The 15,741-nt window shown below is 61.7% G+C and carries 14 protein-coding genes; 10 read left to right on the forward strand and 4 right to left on the reverse strand.

All coding sequences use genetic code 11. The annotated features are described in order from the left end of the window. Positions 1-11 precede the first annotated feature (11 nt). Entirely contained in the window at positions 12-1,460 is a 1,449-nt protein-coding gene (locus tag ACBG85_RS09105; RefSeq protein WP_372027119.1) for a hypothetical protein, read from the forward strand. Further along, positions 1,457-2,821, forward strand: coding sequence for a PQQ-binding-like beta-propeller repeat protein (locus ACBG85_RS09110; protein WP_372027121.1), 1,365 nt, complete (start codon positions 1,457-1,459; stop codon positions 2,819-2,821). The genes ACBG85_RS09105 and ACBG85_RS09110 overlap by 4 nt, the downstream gene beginning before the upstream one ends. A 45-nt stretch (positions 2,822-2,866) precedes the next feature. Here the strand turns inward: ACBG85_RS09110 and ACBG85_RS09115 are convergent, their stop codons facing one another. Both ACBG85_RS09115 and dctA read right to left on the reverse strand, forming a co-directional pair. Then, positions 2,867-3,739: a glycosyltransferase family 2 protein gene (locus ACBG85_RS09115; protein WP_063892130.1), complete on the reverse strand. Its 873-nt coding sequence runs from the start codon at positions 3,737-3,739 to the stop codon at positions 2,867-2,869. Positions 3,740-4,273: 534 nt separating this feature from the next. Further along, entirely contained in the window at positions 4,274-5,671 is a 1,398-nt protein-coding gene (dctA, locus tag ACBG85_RS09120; protein ID WP_208689716.1) for a C4-dicarboxylate transporter DctA, read from the reverse strand. A 188-nt stretch (positions 5,672-5,859) separates the two neighbouring features. On the opposite strand from dctA, the gene ACBG85_RS09125 reads away from it, so the two are divergent. Beyond that, entirely contained in the window at positions 5,860-6,120 is a 261-nt protein-coding gene (locus ACBG85_RS09125) for a GlsB/YeaQ/YmgE family stress response membrane protein (protein WP_003942027.1), read from the forward strand. A 158-nt stretch (positions 6,121-6,278) separates the two neighbouring features. On the opposite strand, the gene ACBG85_RS09130 is transcribed toward ACBG85_RS09125, so the two are convergent. After that, entirely contained in the window at positions 6,279-7,025 is a 747-nt protein-coding gene (locus ACBG85_RS09130; RefSeq protein ID WP_024487832.1) for a GTP pyrophosphokinase family protein, read from the reverse strand. A gap of 48 nt (positions 7,026-7,073) precedes the next feature. Continuing rightward, a complete protein-coding gene (locus ACBG85_RS09135) occupies positions 7,074-7,673 on the reverse strand; it encodes a TetR/AcrR family transcriptional regulator (protein ID WP_003941968.1) in 600 nt (199 codons plus the stop codon). Positions 7,674-7,771: 98 nt separating this feature from the next. On the opposite strand from ACBG85_RS09135, the gene ACBG85_RS09140 reads away from it, so the two are divergent. Genes ACBG85_RS09140 through ACBG85_RS09170 form a run of 7 tightly spaced genes read left to right on the forward strand, consistent with a single transcriptional unit; the run spans position 7,772 to position 15,284 of the window. After that, complete coding sequence (locus ACBG85_RS09140) at positions 7,772-9,361, forward strand: carboxyl transferase domain-containing protein (protein ID WP_042453308.1); 1,590 nt, start codon at positions 7,772-7,774, stop codon at positions 9,359-9,361. A gap of 5 nt (positions 9,362-9,366) precedes the next feature. After that, positions 9,367-11,406 carry an acetyl/propionyl/methylcrotonyl-CoA carboxylase subunit alpha gene (locus ACBG85_RS09145; protein WP_064074224.1) on the forward strand — a complete coding sequence of 680 codons (2,040 nt, stop codon included), beginning with the start codon at positions 9,367-9,369 and terminating at the stop codon, positions 11,404-11,406. Beyond that, positions 11,406-12,569 (forward strand): acyl-CoA dehydrogenase family protein, encoded by a 1,164-nt coding sequence (locus tag ACBG85_RS09150; protein ID WP_007730190.1) that lies wholly within the window; start codon positions 11,406-11,408, stop codon positions 12,567-12,569. Before ACBG85_RS09145 ends, ACBG85_RS09150 begins: the two co-directional genes overlap by 1 nt. Then, the gene (locus tag ACBG85_RS09155) at positions 12,566-13,054 is read left to right on the forward strand and encodes a MaoC family dehydratase (protein ID WP_003942078.1); all 489 of its coding nucleotides are present in this window, start codon (positions 12,566-12,568) and stop codon (positions 13,052-13,054) included. The genes ACBG85_RS09150 and ACBG85_RS09155 overlap by 4 nt, the downstream gene beginning before the upstream one ends. Then, a complete protein-coding gene (locus ACBG85_RS09160; RefSeq protein ID WP_003942031.1) occupies positions 13,051-13,878 on the forward strand; it encodes a CoA ester lyase in 828 nt (275 codons plus the stop codon). The genes ACBG85_RS09155 and ACBG85_RS09160 overlap by 4 nt, the downstream gene beginning before the upstream one ends. A gap of 3 nt (positions 13,879-13,881) precedes the next feature. Further along, positions 13,882-14,637, forward strand: a complete 756-nt coding sequence (locus tag ACBG85_RS09165; protein WP_007730192.1) for a CoA transferase subunit A — start codon at positions 13,882-13,884, stop codon at positions 14,635-14,637. Positions 14,638-14,678: 41 nt separating this feature from the next. Further along, positions 14,679-15,284, forward strand: coding sequence for a 3-oxoacid CoA-transferase subunit B (locus ACBG85_RS09170; protein WP_372027829.1), 606 nt, complete (start codon positions 14,679-14,681; stop codon positions 15,282-15,284). Positions 15,285-15,741 lie beyond the last annotated feature (457 nt).

Genomic DNA, 15,741 nt, shown 5'->3' on the forward strand with positions numbered 1-15,741 from the left:
TGCGAGGGTACGTGTCGAAGGAGCAAACCGATTTGAAGCGGGCCGAGAAGTGGACCTTCGCGCTGACGGTCGTCTCCCTGATCGCCGGTGGGACAGTGGTTGCCGGGCTGGTGGATCGGTGGAGCAGTTCGCCGTCCGATGACATCTCGGTAGCTGCGTCATCTTCGATCACCATGACATCCACACCGGACGAGATTCCGGCGGAAGACGTGCCTGAATTCTCGTACGTCACGCCGAGCGCGGTGTACCCGACCACGATTCCGGGTTGTGAGAGTGTCGAAGCGCCGGACGACGACCACGGAATCTCGATCTTCACATCGACAGGCGGCGGCGACGACGCGTATGACGACCCACGTTTTCCGTGGTTTTCCGGCGCCAAGGCTGTATCGATGTCGGATGCGGTCGCCGATGCGATTCCGGACGGCGTCGAGATCAAGTTCGCCAGTCCGAGCCGATCACTCCAGTTCGGTCCGATCTCGGCACCGTCGGCCTCGGACGAGTTGCCCGAGGGATGGACGATCGAGGATCTGGCGTCCACTGATGCGTCGGCGACAATACTTCGAGGCGAGGCCAGTGGTGGACTGTCGGTCTCGGTCAACAGCAGTAAGGCGCCGGTTCCTCCGTGCGTTGCCGGTTCTCTCGTCGAACGTCGCTCACTCGCGGATGGTTCAGTAGTGGACGTGCAGGACTCGTGGAGTGAAATCAACGGACAACGCACTCTTTCTCGTTCGGCGTTCCTTTACGGTATCGATGGCACACGAGTTCACGCCTATCTCGATGACACTGCCGATCGAGTCGGCGCCGAGGTTCAGGCAAGCGGCGCGCTTCCACTGACCATCGACGAACTGGTTTCTCTGGTCAGCCTGCCGCAACTGCGAATCACGACGCCTGCTCCGCCGGGTACGGCACCGCGTTCGCCCGGGTGCCACGGGATCCCCCGAGACTCTGGCGACGTGGCCGAACTCGATCGCGCGACGATCGAACGTCTCAACGCGGTACTCGAAGTCAGATGGCGCGCTGTACCTCCGGGTTTTCCGATTATCGATACCGGACCGGGCACTCTGACGGTGGCGGAGAATGACAAGTCCACTGCATGTCAGAGACTTCCCACCCGGACGGGAGACAGCGAGTCGACGCTCAACATGACAATTACCGGCGGACAACCACTCCCCAAGGAGCCCAACAAATACGACCCCTCCTACTACGGGCACCCCTTGGAGGTCGTGACGCGACCGGATGGATCCGTGATCGAGCGAGACGAACGGAACTACGCGACCGTGCCCATGACAAATGACGGCTCGAAAGCAGAATCGACGCAGGAAACGAGTAGGTCGGTGGTCGTCACTCGCCCGAATGGGACCCAAGTCTCGGTTTCGTCGTCGGCAGCGATCCCGAACGATCCGATGACGTTCGCGCAGTTGGAGTTTCTCGCGACGACCGAAGGCCTGGAGATTCGATGACCACCAGATTCTCCCCGAAATCGCGACTTCGGATCGCGGCCGCCGCAGCCGTAGTCTCCGTCACTGCCGCCATCGCCACGGTGGTCACGTCGACGAGTTCCGAACCGACAGCGATCTCGTCGCCGCTATGGAGCGTCGAGGCCTCCGAGATTCTCGGGCGCGAGTTCGCGATCTTCCGGAGCCCACTTGTTGGAACCGAATTCAACATGGACATGGGCGGATTCATCGACGCCGGATCACTCGTGGTCACGATGATCGGTATGCCGGACCGCCAGGCATATTCGTTGGACGACGCGGAATTGGTCGCACTCGATGCCGACGACGGCACTGTCCGTTGGCGCACGTCGGCGGTCGACGTCGGTGGTTGCTCCGAGACTCTGCTCGGCAGTTCGGTGCTGTGTTTCTCCGGGCCGTACGTATCCGGTGGTTCGTACTCACTTTTCGATATCGAGACAGGAGAGCGTCGAGACATCAAGACGCCGTGGGCACCGATCTTCGCGGTTGTCTCGGGTGACACGGTCCTCGCGCTCGAGGGCGATATCGAGAGCAACGACGTTCGCGTGCACAGCGGAACCGTCGACGATCCGGAAGCGAACTGGTCCAAAGCGTTCGACGTCGGTGGATCGTGGGAAGCCGGATACGTCGATCCGGTGATGTCGGTGCACGGCGATCTGGGCGTGATCACTCTCGACGAGTCTCTGGGATTCGATCTGAAGACGGGCGAACAGCGGTGGGTACACGGTTACTCCACCTGTTCGACCGCGCATACATCGTCGAACGGCGTGACATTGGTGTCGGATGGCGGTTGCGAAGGCAATGGCCGTCCGACAAGTGAGTACGCGCTCGATCAGAACGGGCGCGAGTTCGCCAGGACGGACGAACTGCCCTCGGAGTCCTCGTACTACGGCGGGCGATACAGCCGAGATGATCCCGCGGGAAGATCGACTCCGATCATTCTGGGACACAGCGGTTTCGACCGGACTTCCGGCGAGAAATTGTGGTCCAACAGTGAACTCTTCGACACCGCACAGTCGTTGGCGGTGATCGGCAACGTGGTTGCCGTGACCCGTTCCGGTTCCGAACCCGAGGTCCAGTTCGTGGACCTGCTCACCGGTGAGGTCCTGTGGCGATCGAACGCCGAGCGCGCCGGGGAGGTTGTCTGGCACGGCGATGTCGTTATCGACGAGGGAAACGTCTACGGAACAGATGTCAGGACCGGCCAACGTAGTTGGGAGGTCCAAGTCGTCCAGGACGGGGACGACGAGTTCACGCCTTGGGTGATGCCGCGCGAGCTGTGGGCGGGGGAGAAGGTGCTGTTGCGTTCCAGTGAAGACCGCATCACGGCGTTGAAACTGTCGTGAAATTCGGTGGCTGCGAACCTTCGGTGATTAGCGAAATTCGATGGGTTACTGGTGAACTGGCATGATTCGACCTTTCGACATGCCGAACAAGCGCCTGAACTCCAGGCGCTCCTGCTCGAAGTTGTAGATGCGGTAGACGGGCCACACGAGCGCGTGGAGCATCGAGTCGCCCCAGATGGTCAGTTTGAGGCGCCAATTCATGATGTTGTGAAGGTGCAGAACCGATTCGGATGCTTGGTTGTACTTCAGGTACTCCAACGGAGGGGTTTCACCGCGTCGACCGGACGTTTCTGCTCGCATGTCGGCGATCTGACCGATCGTCATCCCTTCCTCCCGAAGGCACAGTGAAAGGTCGATATCTTCGTGGATGTCCGGCCGGTCACTGACTTGCTCGCGGACCGACAACCATGCGCTTTTTCTGATCGCCATGTTCGCTCCGGCGACAGCGAGTACTTGACGTTCGCAATCGAACTTCCCCTGTTTCACCTGCCTGTCCAGTGCGTAGCGGTGGATTCGAGCAAACGGCGATTCGAAGAGGTAGGTGAGTCCGGCAACCGCTGAATGAGCGGTGCTGCGTTGGAAGAAACCCTTGACCGCATCTGCCCATCCCGGTTGTACCCGTGTGTCCGCGTCGATACGACCGATGATGTTGCCGGTCGAGGCGTCGAAGCCCGCGTTCCGGGCGTGTACGACGCCTTGGCGGGCCTCGAAGACATATCTGACTTTGTCGTACTTCTCGGCGAACTCCTGGATGATCGATGCAGTACCGTCCGTCGAGTTGTTGTCGACAATCAGAATCTCATCGATTTCCGACTGGGTCAGTAGACGCTCGATGCAGCCGGAAACCGCGTTCTCTTCGTTGAATACCGGAACAACCACCGAAAGTCGATTAGTGGACAAGTGTTCAATATCCTGCATGGATGCGGTCACTGTATTCCTTTGCTGGGCAATCGGGTCCAGTCCTTCGCAAAGGTTACGATAGCAATAGGTGACCATTCGGACAATTTGAACCGAGGGCCATATGATCGATCCCGCAACAGCTTATTGCGGGAAACTATCAGCATAAGTGCAGCTGGCACGGCATAAATGCATGCAGAATAAGCCTTTCGGAACTGATTGATTTTTACCCACTCGAGTCTATTCGTCGGTCGAACACCGGACTTTAGTCCTTCTAATTCCGGCAAATACAATGCTGCCCGTTCGCTGAATTGTGAATCGCCACTGCGGCAACCGCCGGGCAATATCTGGATGTCGCAAGTTGCTTTTCAGTGAAGTGGAGTCGGTGCAGCGCAAGTGTCGTATTTGTAGATTCAACGGACCCCTGACGGCAAGGTTGTCGCCATCTGCAAATATTTGCTTTTGTAGCTGTCGGTCTGGATTTTCCAGTGAAGTCTGCCCCCCCGCGACTCTTCAGCACCGATTTCCGATGTGCAAACAGCAGCCGGCACCTACCTATCGGGTCAGGATGCTTTCGGTTTCGGGTGCCGGAACGGTTTTCCCCGCGATCGGATCGACTTCCTCGAGCGGTGGAACGTCTTCTCCGTCGAGCACTCGGCGCATGCGCTCCTTGTCGAGCTGCCCCTCCCAATTGGCGACCACGAAGGTTGCGACACAGTTCCCGAGCAGGTTCACCGACACCCGCATCGAATCCATGATTCGATCGGCGCCCAGTAGGAGAGCGACTGCGGCGACGGGAATTGCGCCGTGACCGATTGCGGCCACGGTGGCCGACAGCGCCAGGAATGACGATCCCGGCACGCCGGCCATTCCCTTCGAGGTGAGCATCAGAACCAGGACGGCAGTGATCTGTTCACCGAGTGTCAGGTCCACGCCGAGTGCCTGCGCCAGAAACAGCATGCAGATCGACAGGTACAGCGTTGCGCCGTCGAGATTGAACGAGTAGCCGGTAGGCACCACCAATCCTGTTGTAGCGCGCGAGCATCCGGCGTTGGTGAGCTTGACCATGATTCGGGGCAGAACTACTTCGGTCGACGCCGTTCCCAAAGCGAGGAAGAGTTCGTCCTTGATGTACTTGACGAACTTCCACAGGTTCACGCCCGCGAAGTACCTGACTATCGCGGCCAGGATGAGGATGAACAGGACGGCGGCGAGATAGCATGCGGCGATCAGCTTTCCGTAACTTCCGAGCGAAGCGATCCCGTACTGACCGACGATGTACGCCATCGCGCCCAAAGCGCCCAACGGCGCCAGTCTCATGATCCAGCCGATGATCGTGAAGAACAGATGGCTCAGACGATCGACGAGTTCGAACACGATCGGTGGTCCACTCTCACCCGCCTTGGCCAATGCGAGCCCGAACAGTACGGCGAAGAAGAGGACTTGGAGGAGTGCGTTCTCGGCGAAGGCCGAAACTATCGACACCGGAATGATATTGAGCAGGAATTCGACGGTGTGGGGAAGTTCGCCACTTCCAGTCTTGGCGGCCACGGCGTCCGCACCGTTCGCCAGCGTCTCCGGATCGATGTCGAATCCCGCACCCGGCTTCATCAGATTTCCGATGAGCAGCCCGAACAACAGGGCGAAGGTGGTCACGACCTCGAAGTAGATGAGTGCTTTGACGCCGATACGCCCCACGGCCTTCAGATCCCCGACGTGGGCGATCCCGATCACAACGGTGCAGAAGATGATCGGCGCGATCAGCATTTTGATCAGCTTGATGAACCCGTCGGCGAGGGGCTTGAGGTTCGTGCCGAATTCCGGCCACAACCAGCCGATGAGAACACCGATGACGATAGCGGCGATCAATTGCACGAACAGTGATCGGTACCAGGGCGGCTTGTTGGCGAGTCGCGCGAGCTCGCTGTTCGGCAGTTTTACGGAAGTTGGCATGGATGGGAACGGTAGGTCCGCTTGATTGCGAAAAAATAACTCGCGAATGTCGTGGATGTAACGCGTCGAGGTTGCATCTCGGACAACAATTCGGTCAACAAGCGACAGTTGTGTGTGACTGTGGTTATTGTTTCCCTGAGCGGTGATCTTCCGTCCGCGTGCATGCACGACGTGTGAGAGGGGCTGTCATGGGGCAAATTATCGGAACCATCATTTTCGGCGCAGTCATCGGAATCCTGGCTCGTCTCGTACTGCCAGGTAAGCAGCAGTACGGCATGATCGTGACCGTCGTGCTGGGTATCGCCGGAGCGCTTATCGGGTACTGGGTCTGGGGAGCGATCTCGGACAAGGGCGACACGGGTGGAATCGACTGGATCCGCTGGATCATCAGCATCGCCGCGGCGGCCGTGCTCTCGATCGGCTACAGCGCCGTCACGGGCAAGAAATAGCAAGCCGACCCAATTCGAGAAGTGCGCCCTCCCGAAGTTCGGGAGGGCGCACTTCTTTTTGTTTGCCCTAGTTGTCCGACCCCAGTTGTGAGCGAACGGCACTTTCGTCGCCTCAGATGCGCCGAAAGGCGCGTTCGCTCAGGGGAGGGGGACCGAAGTCAGAGCGCCCGTCGCTGAAGATGCAGCGCCTCGAGGAACTGCGCCGGCAGATCCTGCTCGAGGATTTCGTCGTCAGGATGCGGTAGCGCTTTGATTTTGGCGAACTCGTCGTTGAGTCGTTCCATCTTGACATCGAGACGGTGTGCCGCGGCAGCAGCCTCGGTGAGTTCGTCGAGGAGTTCGACGGGAACCTCGCGGTTGTACTTGTAGTAGATCTTGTGCTCGAGGCTCGCCCAGAAATCCATTGCGATCGTGCGGATCTGAAGTTCGATCGGTACGTGCCTGACGCGGTCACTCATGAAAACCGGGACCTCGACGATCAAGTGCAAGCTCTTGTAGCCGTTGGGTTTCGGATCGGCGATGTAGTCCTCGCGCTCGATCACCCGAAGGTCCGTCTGGCTGGTGAGCATCTCGGCGATTCGGTACGTGTCGGAAATGAAGCTGCAGGTGATACGTACTCCAGCGATGTCGAAGATGTTCTTCGAGATGTCGTCGATCGTCAGCGGGACGTTCAGGCGTTGAGCCTTTCGCAGGATGCTGTCCGGTGACTTGACCCGTGACGTGACGTGTTCGATGGGGCTGTACTGATTGATGTGAGTGAACTCGTCCTTGAGGATGTTCACCTTGGTCATCAGTTCGGAGATTCCGAATTGGTACAACATCATGAAGCGGGAGAACTCGGTCCGCAGTTCGGCGAAATCGGCCCTGCTGACCCCACTGCTGTCTTCCACGTTCGGCACCCTCATCTGTTAGCTGGTGTAACCAGTCTGCCACCGATTGTGCCGTGTCCGGTTTCAGTGGGTGCGCAGTGCGGCGAGCGTCATATCCCGCAGGACTCGACGCGCGCGTGCCGGCGAAGCGGGGTTGGCGCTGTGAGGGGTCGAGTTGATCAGACCGAAGGTGGCATGCGCTTTGATTCGTGCGTCCGCCTGATCGAGTTGGGGATCGAGTTGCTCGAGCACCCCGACCCAGACCTCGACGTACTTGCGCTGCGTCTGGCGTACCTGTCGACGCGCGTCGGCCGGCAGGCTTTCGAGGTCGCGGTCCTGGATGCGGATCAGGTCCGGCTCGCCGAGCGCGAAGTCGAGGTGGAACTCCACCAGTGCGTCGAGTGCGGCGCTCGGTGAGTCCGCTGCCTCCGCTGCCGCAGAGCCGCCTTCGTGCAGGCGCGTGCTGATGCCGACGAGAAGTTCCACGAGGACGGCGTCCTTGTTCGGAAAGTGCCGGTACACGGCCGGGCCGCTGATGCCGACGGCCGCGCCGAGGTCTTCGAGTCGCACACTCACGAATCCGCGCTCGGCGATCAACCGGGCGGCGGCGTCCAAGAGTTGACGTCGACGGTCGGCCTTCATCTGATCGCGTCGCGTCGGAGCTGCTACCTGCTCAGAGGTCATTCTCTCGATCTTTCTTCGCTTGTGTTCTGGACAACTCAGTTAATCATAGTTAATCTAGTTTCAGTTATCGAGCATTAACTCATGGCGAAGGCGGCGGGATGACTCCCAGTGGAATCACGCAAGGATCGGGCTACCGGTCCGATCACACCGTTCTGGTGGACGAACTGAAGAAGAAACTCGCGCAAGCAGCGCTGGGTGGCAACGAGCGCTCTCGCGAGCGTCACGTGAGCAGAGGGAAGTTGCTGCCGCGAGATCGCGTCGACTCGCTGCTCGACCAGGGCAGCCCGTTCCTCGAGCTGTCCCCACTGGCGGCCAACGGCCTGTACGACGACGAGTGCCCGGGCGCCGGCGTCATCACCGGTATCGGCCGTGTGTCGGGTCGCGAGTGCGTCATCGTTGCCAACGACGCGACGGTCAAGGGCGGCACCTACTACCCGATGACAGTGAAGAAGCACCTGCGCGCGCAGGAAGTTGCGCTGCAGAACAACCTTCCCTGCATCTACCTCGTCGACTCCGGCGGCGCCTTCCTGCCGCGCCAGGACGAGGTCTTCCCGGACCGTGAGCACTTCGGCCGGATCTTCTACAACCAGGCGACCATGAGCGCCAAGGGGATCCCCCAGATCGCCGCAGTTCTCGGTTCATGCACCGCGGGAGGCGCCTACGTGCCCGCGATGAGCGACGAAGCAGTGATCGTCCGCAACCAGGGCACCATCTTCCTCGGCGGACCGCCGCTCGTGAAGGCTGCCACCGGTGAGATCGTGACGGCCGAAGAGCTCGGCGGCGGCGACCTGCACTCCAAGGTTTCCGGCGTCACCGACCACCTGGCCGAGGACGACCGCGACGCACTTCGGATCGTGCGCAACATCATTGCCACGCTCGGCCCCCGCTCCGAGCGCCCGTGGGACGTCATCTCCACGGTTCCGCCCGTCGCCGATCAGAGCGAGCTGTACGACGTCGTTCCGACTGATCCCCGTACTCCGTACGACGTGCACGAGGTCATCACCAAGCTCGTCGACGGTGGCGCGTTCCAGGAGTTCAAGGCTGAATACGGCAAGACGCTCGTCACCGGTTTCGCGCACATCGAGGGCCACCCGGTCGGCATCATCGCCAACAACGGCGTGCTCTTCGGCGAATCCGCCATGAAGGGAGCACATTTCATCGAACTGTGTGACAAGCGCAGTGTGCCGCTGCTGTTCCTGCAGAACATCGCAGGCTTCATGGTGGGACGCGACTACGAGGCCGGCGGCATCGCCAAGCACGGCGCCAAGATGGTCACGGCAGTCGCGTGTGCACGGGTCCCCAAGCTGACAGTCGTCATCGGCGGCTCGTACGGCGCCGGCAACTACTCCATGTGTGGACGCGCGTATTCACCTCGCTTCCTGTGGATGTGGCCGAACGCGCGCATCTCGGTCATGGGCGGCGAGCAGGCCGCGTCGGTGCTCTCGACGGTTCGTAGTGACCAGCTCGACAGCGCGGGTAATCCGTGGTCGGCCGAGGACGAAGAATCCTTCAAGGCGCCGATCCGCGAGCAGTACGAGGCTCAGGGTAATCCGTACTACTCCACTGCGCGGCTATGGGATGACGGTGTCATCGATCCCGCAGATACCAGAACTGTTCTCGGCCTGGCCCTTTCGGTGTGCGCAAACGCGCCGATCGAGCCGGTCTCCTACGGCGTCTTCCGGATGTGAGCGAAATGACTGAGTTGCGCACTATCGATACTGTTCTCGTGGCCAACCGCGGTGAGATCGCGGTCCGCGTGATCCGCACGCTGCGTGAGTTGGGAATTCGCAGCGTCGCCGTCTACAGCGACGCCGACGCGAATGCTCGCCACGTCCGCGAGGCCGACACTGCCGTCAACATCGGACCGGCCGCGGCGCGTGAAAGCTACCTCGTCATCGACAAGGTCATCGACGCTGCCAAGTCCACCGGTGCTCAGGGTATTCACCCCGGTTACGGCTTCCTGTCGGAGAACTCGGCGTTCTCGGCTGCCTGTGCGGCTGCCGGAATCGCCTTCCTCGGCCCCTCCGAGCACGCCATCGAGGTGATGGGTGACAAGATCACCGCGAAGAATGCGGTTGCCGCGTTCGACGTGCCGGTGGTCCCGGGTATCGCTCGCCCGAATCTGACCGACGAAGAACTGATCGCAGCGGCCGAGGACATCGGCTACCCGGTGTTGGTCAAGCCTTCGGCAGGCGGCGGTGGCAAGGGAATGCGTCTGGTCGAGGATCCGGCCAATCTGGCCGAGGCTCTTCGCAGTGCCCGCCGTGAGGCCGCGTCGTCGTTCGGCGACGACACCCTGTTCCTCGAGCGATTCGTCCTGCGGCCCCGGCACATCGAGGTCCAGGTTCTCGCCGACCAGCACGGCAACGTCGTCCACCTCGGTGAGCGCGAATGCAGCCTGCAGCGGCGTCACCAGAAGGTCATCGAAGAGGCTCCGTCGCCGCTGCTCGATCAGGTGACCCGCGACCGGATCGGCGCGGCAGCCTGCAACACCGCTCGAAGCGTCGATTACACCGGCGCCGGCACCGTGGAGTTCATCGTCTCCGCCGACAAGCCGGACGAGTTCTTCTTCATGGAGATGAACACCCGCCTGCAGGTCGAGCATCCCGTCACCGAAATGGTGACCGGACTGGATCTGGTCGAATGGCAGGTCCGTGTGGCAGCGGGAGAGAAGTTGGCCTTCTCCCAGAGTGACATCACGCTGACCGGGCACGCCATCGAAGCTCGTGTGTACGCGGAGGATCCCGGCCGTGGATTCCTGCCGACGGGCGGCCGCGTCGTCGATCTGGTCGAGCCGTCAGGTTCCGGCGTGCGCGTCGATTCCGGACTGCTCGCGGGCACCGTCGTCGGCAGTGACTACGACCCGATGCTCAGCAAGGTCATCGCCCACGCTCCCGACCGCGCGGGCGCACTGCGCAAGCTCGATCGCGCACTCGGTGACACCGCAGTGCTCGGAGTCGTGACCAACATCGAATTCGCACGGTTCCTCCTCGCTGATCCGGATGTGATCGCGGGCAACCTCGACACCGGTCTGCTCGATCGTCGCGTCGAAGACTTTGTCGCAGCCGACGCCTCCGACGAGGTGCTCATTGCTGCCGCGGCGTATCGCTGGCTCTCGCGGTGGACAACTTCGGAATCCGTTGATCCCTGGGACGTCCCGAGTGGGTGGCGCGTCGGAACTCCCGCTCCGACCAGCATCAGGCTCTCCGCCGGCACCCGAACGGCGCACGTTGCGATCGTCGGCGTTCCCGCGGATGCAAAGGTCGAGGTCGAAGGTTCACAGCCTCGCGCATTCAGCGCGACCCTGACGGGATCCGAACTGGCGGTGGTGATCGACGGACGTCGACGCACGTTTGTCGTCGCCCAGACCGATGGCGGTCTGTGGCTGGCAGGCGGCGGAACCTGGCACGTGCGCGAGGTAGCCGAAGTCAGCGTTCGCGGTGAGGACAAGCATGCCGGTGACGCCGAAATCGCCAGCCCCATGCCCGGTGCCGTCATCGCAGTCAACGTCGAGAACGGCGCGGCAGTGAGCGCGGGACAACCACTCGTCGTGGTCGAGGCCATGAAGATGGAGCACTCCTTGACGTCCCCGATCGACGGGATCGTGGAAGTGCTTGTCCGTCAGGGCGATCAGGTGATGGTGGATCAGGTTCTGGCCCGCGTGGTACCTGTCGCGGACGAAGAGACTGCAGAAGTAAAGACCGAGAACACGACGCAGAAGGAAGACGCCTGATGTCCGATTACCTTGCCACCGGAGCGCTTCCGGACGAATACCAGCAGCTCGCCAAGACGGTTGCGGATTTCGCGAAAACCGTAGTGGCACCGGTTGCTGCCGAGCACGACGCCAACCACACCTTCCCGTACGAGGTAGTGGCCGGGATGGCCGACATGGGACTGTTCGGCCTGCCGTTTCCCGAGGAGTACGGCGGAATGGGCGGCGACTACTTCGCACTCTGCCTGGCGCTCGAAGAGCTGGGCAAGGTCGACCAGAGCGTCGCGATCACTCTCGAAGCTGGTGTGTCCCTTGGTGCCATGCCGATCTACCGTTTCGGTAACGAGGCACAGAAGCAGGAGTGGCTTCCGCAGCTCACCAGCGGCAAGTCGTTGGCTGCCTTCGGCCTGACCGAACCCGGTGCGGGTAGCGACGCCGGCGGAACCAAGACCACCGCGAAGTTCGACAGCGGTGAGTGGATCATCAACGGCAACAAGCAGTTCATCACCAACTCGGGCACCGACATCACCAAGCTCGTGACGGTCACCGCGGTCACGGGTGTCAAGGACGGCGGCAAGAAGGAGATCTCGACGATCCTCGTGCCGACCACGACGCCCGGCTTCACGGCCGAACCGGCGTACAACAAAGTCGGTTGGAACGCATCCGACACCCATCCGCTCACGTTCGCCGATGTTCGTGTCCCCGAAGAGAATCTGCTCGGTGAGCGCGGCCGCGGCTACGCGAACTTCCTGCGCATCCTCGACGAAGGCCGCATCGCTATTTCCGCGTTGAGCGTCGGTGCCGCCCAGGGCTGCGTCGACGAGTCGATCAAGTACGCCAAGGAACGCGAGGCGTTCGGTCGCCCCATCGGACACAACCAGGCCATCGCGTTCAAGATCGCGCGTATGGAGGCTCGTGCCCACGTCGCACGTACCGCGTACTACGACGCGGCCGCACTCATGTTGTCGGGCAAGCCGTTCAAGAAGCAGGCGTCTATCGCCAAGCTGATTTCCTCCGAAGCTGCCATGGACAACGCCCGTGACGCCACGCAGATCCACGGCGGATACGGCTTCATGAACGAGTACGCCGTCGCGCGCCACTACCGTGACAGCAAGATCCTCGAAATTGGTGAGGGAACGACCGAGGTGCAGTTGATGCTCATCGCTCGTGAGGCAGGGCTGTGACGAACCCCAAGAAGATCACTCAGCGCGGGCTCTGGTTCGAGGAGTTCGAGGTCGGCGCGATCTACGAGCATCGCCCAGGCCGGACGGTGACCGAGGCTGACAACGTCCTGTTCACGACTTTGACCATGAACACGCAGGCGTTGCATCTCGATGCCGCGTACAGCGAGGACACTCAATTCGGTGTGCGGCTGGTCAATTCGATGTTCACCCTGTCGACCATCGTCGGCCTGTCCGTCGCGCAGTTGACGCAGGGCACCATCGTGGCGAACCTCGGTTTCTCCGAGATCAGCTTCCCGAAGCCGCTCTTTCACGGCGACACCTTGTATGCCGAGACGCTCATCGCGGACAAGCGCGAGTCGAAGAGCCGTCCAGGTGAAGGCATCGTGACGCTCGTGCACACCGGGCGTAACCAGCACGGTGACGTCGTCGCACTGGCCACGCGCAAGACACTGGTGCAACTGCGTCCGGCAGAGGTGTCCTCATGACGTGGACACCGCCGGGGCCGGCGTGGTTGTTCTGCCCGGCGGATCGTCCCGAGCGCTATGCGAAGGCCGCGGCTGTTGCCGACGTCGTGATCCTCGATCTCGAAGACGGTGTGGCTCCGGCCGACAAGGAAGCCGCACGTGCAGCCCTGATCGACACGCCTCTCGATCCGGAGCGGACGGTCGTGCGCGTCAATCCGGTCGGTACGCCTGATCACGAACTCGATCTGATCGCGCTGGACGGCACACACTATTCGCGTCTCATGCTGTCCAAGTGCGAATCGGCCGAGGACGTCCTCTCGCTCGCACCGGCGGACGTGGTTGCGCTCGTCGAGTCCCCGCGAGGAGCCCTCGCCGTGGCCGACATCGCGCTTGCTGCGAACGCCATCGGTGTCATGTGGGGAGCCGAGGATCTTGTTGCCGGTCTCGGCGGCAACTCGAGCAGGCACCCGAACGGTTCGTACCGCGACGTTGCCAAGCACGTCCGATCGACGTCTCTCCTGGCCGCGAAGAGCTACGGCCGGTTGGCTGTCGATTCCGTGTACCTCGACATCAAGGACCTCGTCGGCCTGGGCGTCGAGTCCGCTGATGCCGTCGCAGTCGGCTTCGACGTGAAGGTTGCGATCCATCCGAGTCAGGTCGAGGTCATCCGCGGGGCCTTCGCACCTTCGGAAAAAGAGATCGACTGGGCCACACGAGTGCTTGCCGCGGTGTCTACTGAACGTGGTGTGTTCGCGTTCGAGGGCAAGATGGTCGACGCTCCCGTTCTCCGTCACGCCGAGAAGCTTCTTCACCGAGCCGGAATCTTTCAGCAGAAGGAGAACTAACGGATGAGCAAAGTCGTGAATACGGCAGCTGAGGCAGTTGCCGACATCGCGAGCGGATCCAGGCTCGCAGTGGGCGGCTTCGGGCTGTGCGGTATTCCCGACGCACTGATCGCGGCGATCGCCGACGGCGACGCCACCGATCTCGAGGTGTTCTCCAACAACTGCGGTGTCGACGACTACGGTCTCGGCATTCTGCTCGGCGCGCACCGGATCGCCAGGGTGACGGCGTCGTACGTGGGGGAGAACAAGGAGTTCGCGCGCCAGTATCTCGCCGGTGAGCTCGAAGTGGAGTTGACGCCGCAGGGGACGCTGGCCGAGCGGCTGCGAGCAGGCGGTACCGGCATCCCGGCGTTCTACACTCCGGCCGGCGTCGGCACCCCGATCGCCGAGGGCGGCTTGCCGTGGCGATACAACCCGGACGGTTCGATCGCCGTGGCGTCGCCACCGAAGGCGACGGCAGTGTTCGGTGGCCGCACGTATGTATTGGAAGAGGCGATCACCGCTGACTTCGCGCTCGTGCACGCGGACTACGGCGACACCGAAGGAAATCTCGTCTTCAACAAGACGGCGATGAACTTCAACCCGCTTGCTGCCATGGCCGGCCGGATCACCATCGCGCAGGTGGAGAACCTCGTCGAGCCGGGCGACATCGACCCCGCACACGTGCACCTACCTGGAGTGTTCGTCGCGCGGGTCGTGCACACAGGCCCACAGGAGAAGCGGATCGAGAAGCGGACCGTCTCAGGAGGTACCAAGTGACCAGTGCAGAGGAAACCCGTATCGGTTGGACTCGCCACGAGATGGCCGCTCGCGCTGCCGCCGAGATGCGGCCGGGGGAGTACGTCAACCTCGGCATCGGCCTGCCGACTCTGATCCCCAGTTACCTGCCCGAGGGCGTCAAGGTGGTCCTCCACAGCGAGAACGGCATCCTCGGTACCGGACCGTATCCGACCGATGATCAGGTCGATGCCGACCTCATCAATGCCGGTAAAGAAACCGTCACCGTCAATTCAGGCGCCGCGTTCTTCGACTCGGCTCTCTCCTTCGGCATGATCCGCGGTGGTCACATCGACACCGCGGTGCTCGGCGGGATGCAGGTGTCGAAGACCGGTGACCTTGCCAACTGGATGGTGCCGGGCAAGATGGTGAAGGGTATGGGCGGGGCGATGGATCTGGTCGACGGTGCCCGCCGCGTCATCGTCGTGATGGAGCACACCGACCGCGACGGCAATCCCAAGATCGTCGAGGCCTGCACGCTGCCGCTTACCGGTCAGAGCGTCGTCAACCGGATCATCACCGACCTGGCAGTGCTGGACGTCACCGCGGACGGGCTGCAGCTTGTGGAGCTGGCTCCAGGGGTCAGCAGCGAGCACCTGAAGAGTGTGACTGGTGTGGGCTTTTCCTGAAGCTTCGTACCGTAAATCGAAGAACGCGCCGACCGCTGGTCGGCGCGTTCTTTCGTCGGTCTGTCGGCGAGTACCGATAGTCTCGATCAGCGACTGTCGAATCTCGTTCGAGCTCAGACACCCAGTACCCGGCGGCCCTGTAAATTGTCCGAGGTGACTGATGTGGATTGGGGTGTAGATCGTCGGTTGCAATTGATTGTCCCAGGGGGAGAGGTGTCGCGCGCCGCGTCTGAACGGTGCGTTTCGGCAATGCGATCGGGGGGTAGATGAGCTGGGCGATTTGTAACGAATTGCAACAAAACCGTCGATACACCGGGGTATGGATTTCTCTTGTCACCTATGTATCGGAGACAATGGGTGGTTCTGGCTCGTCGAGGTTGGATGAGGTCGGTAGCTGCTGCGAATCGGACGTTCGGCTCGCACGGGTGCGCAATGGTGTGGAAGAGAGGCTGTGGGC

The organism is Rhodococcus sp. NyZ502 (assembly GCF_041464245.1).
Taxonomy (GTDB): domain Bacteria; phylum Actinomycetota; class Actinomycetes; order Mycobacteriales; family Mycobacteriaceae; genus Rhodococcus_F; species Rhodococcus_F qingshengii.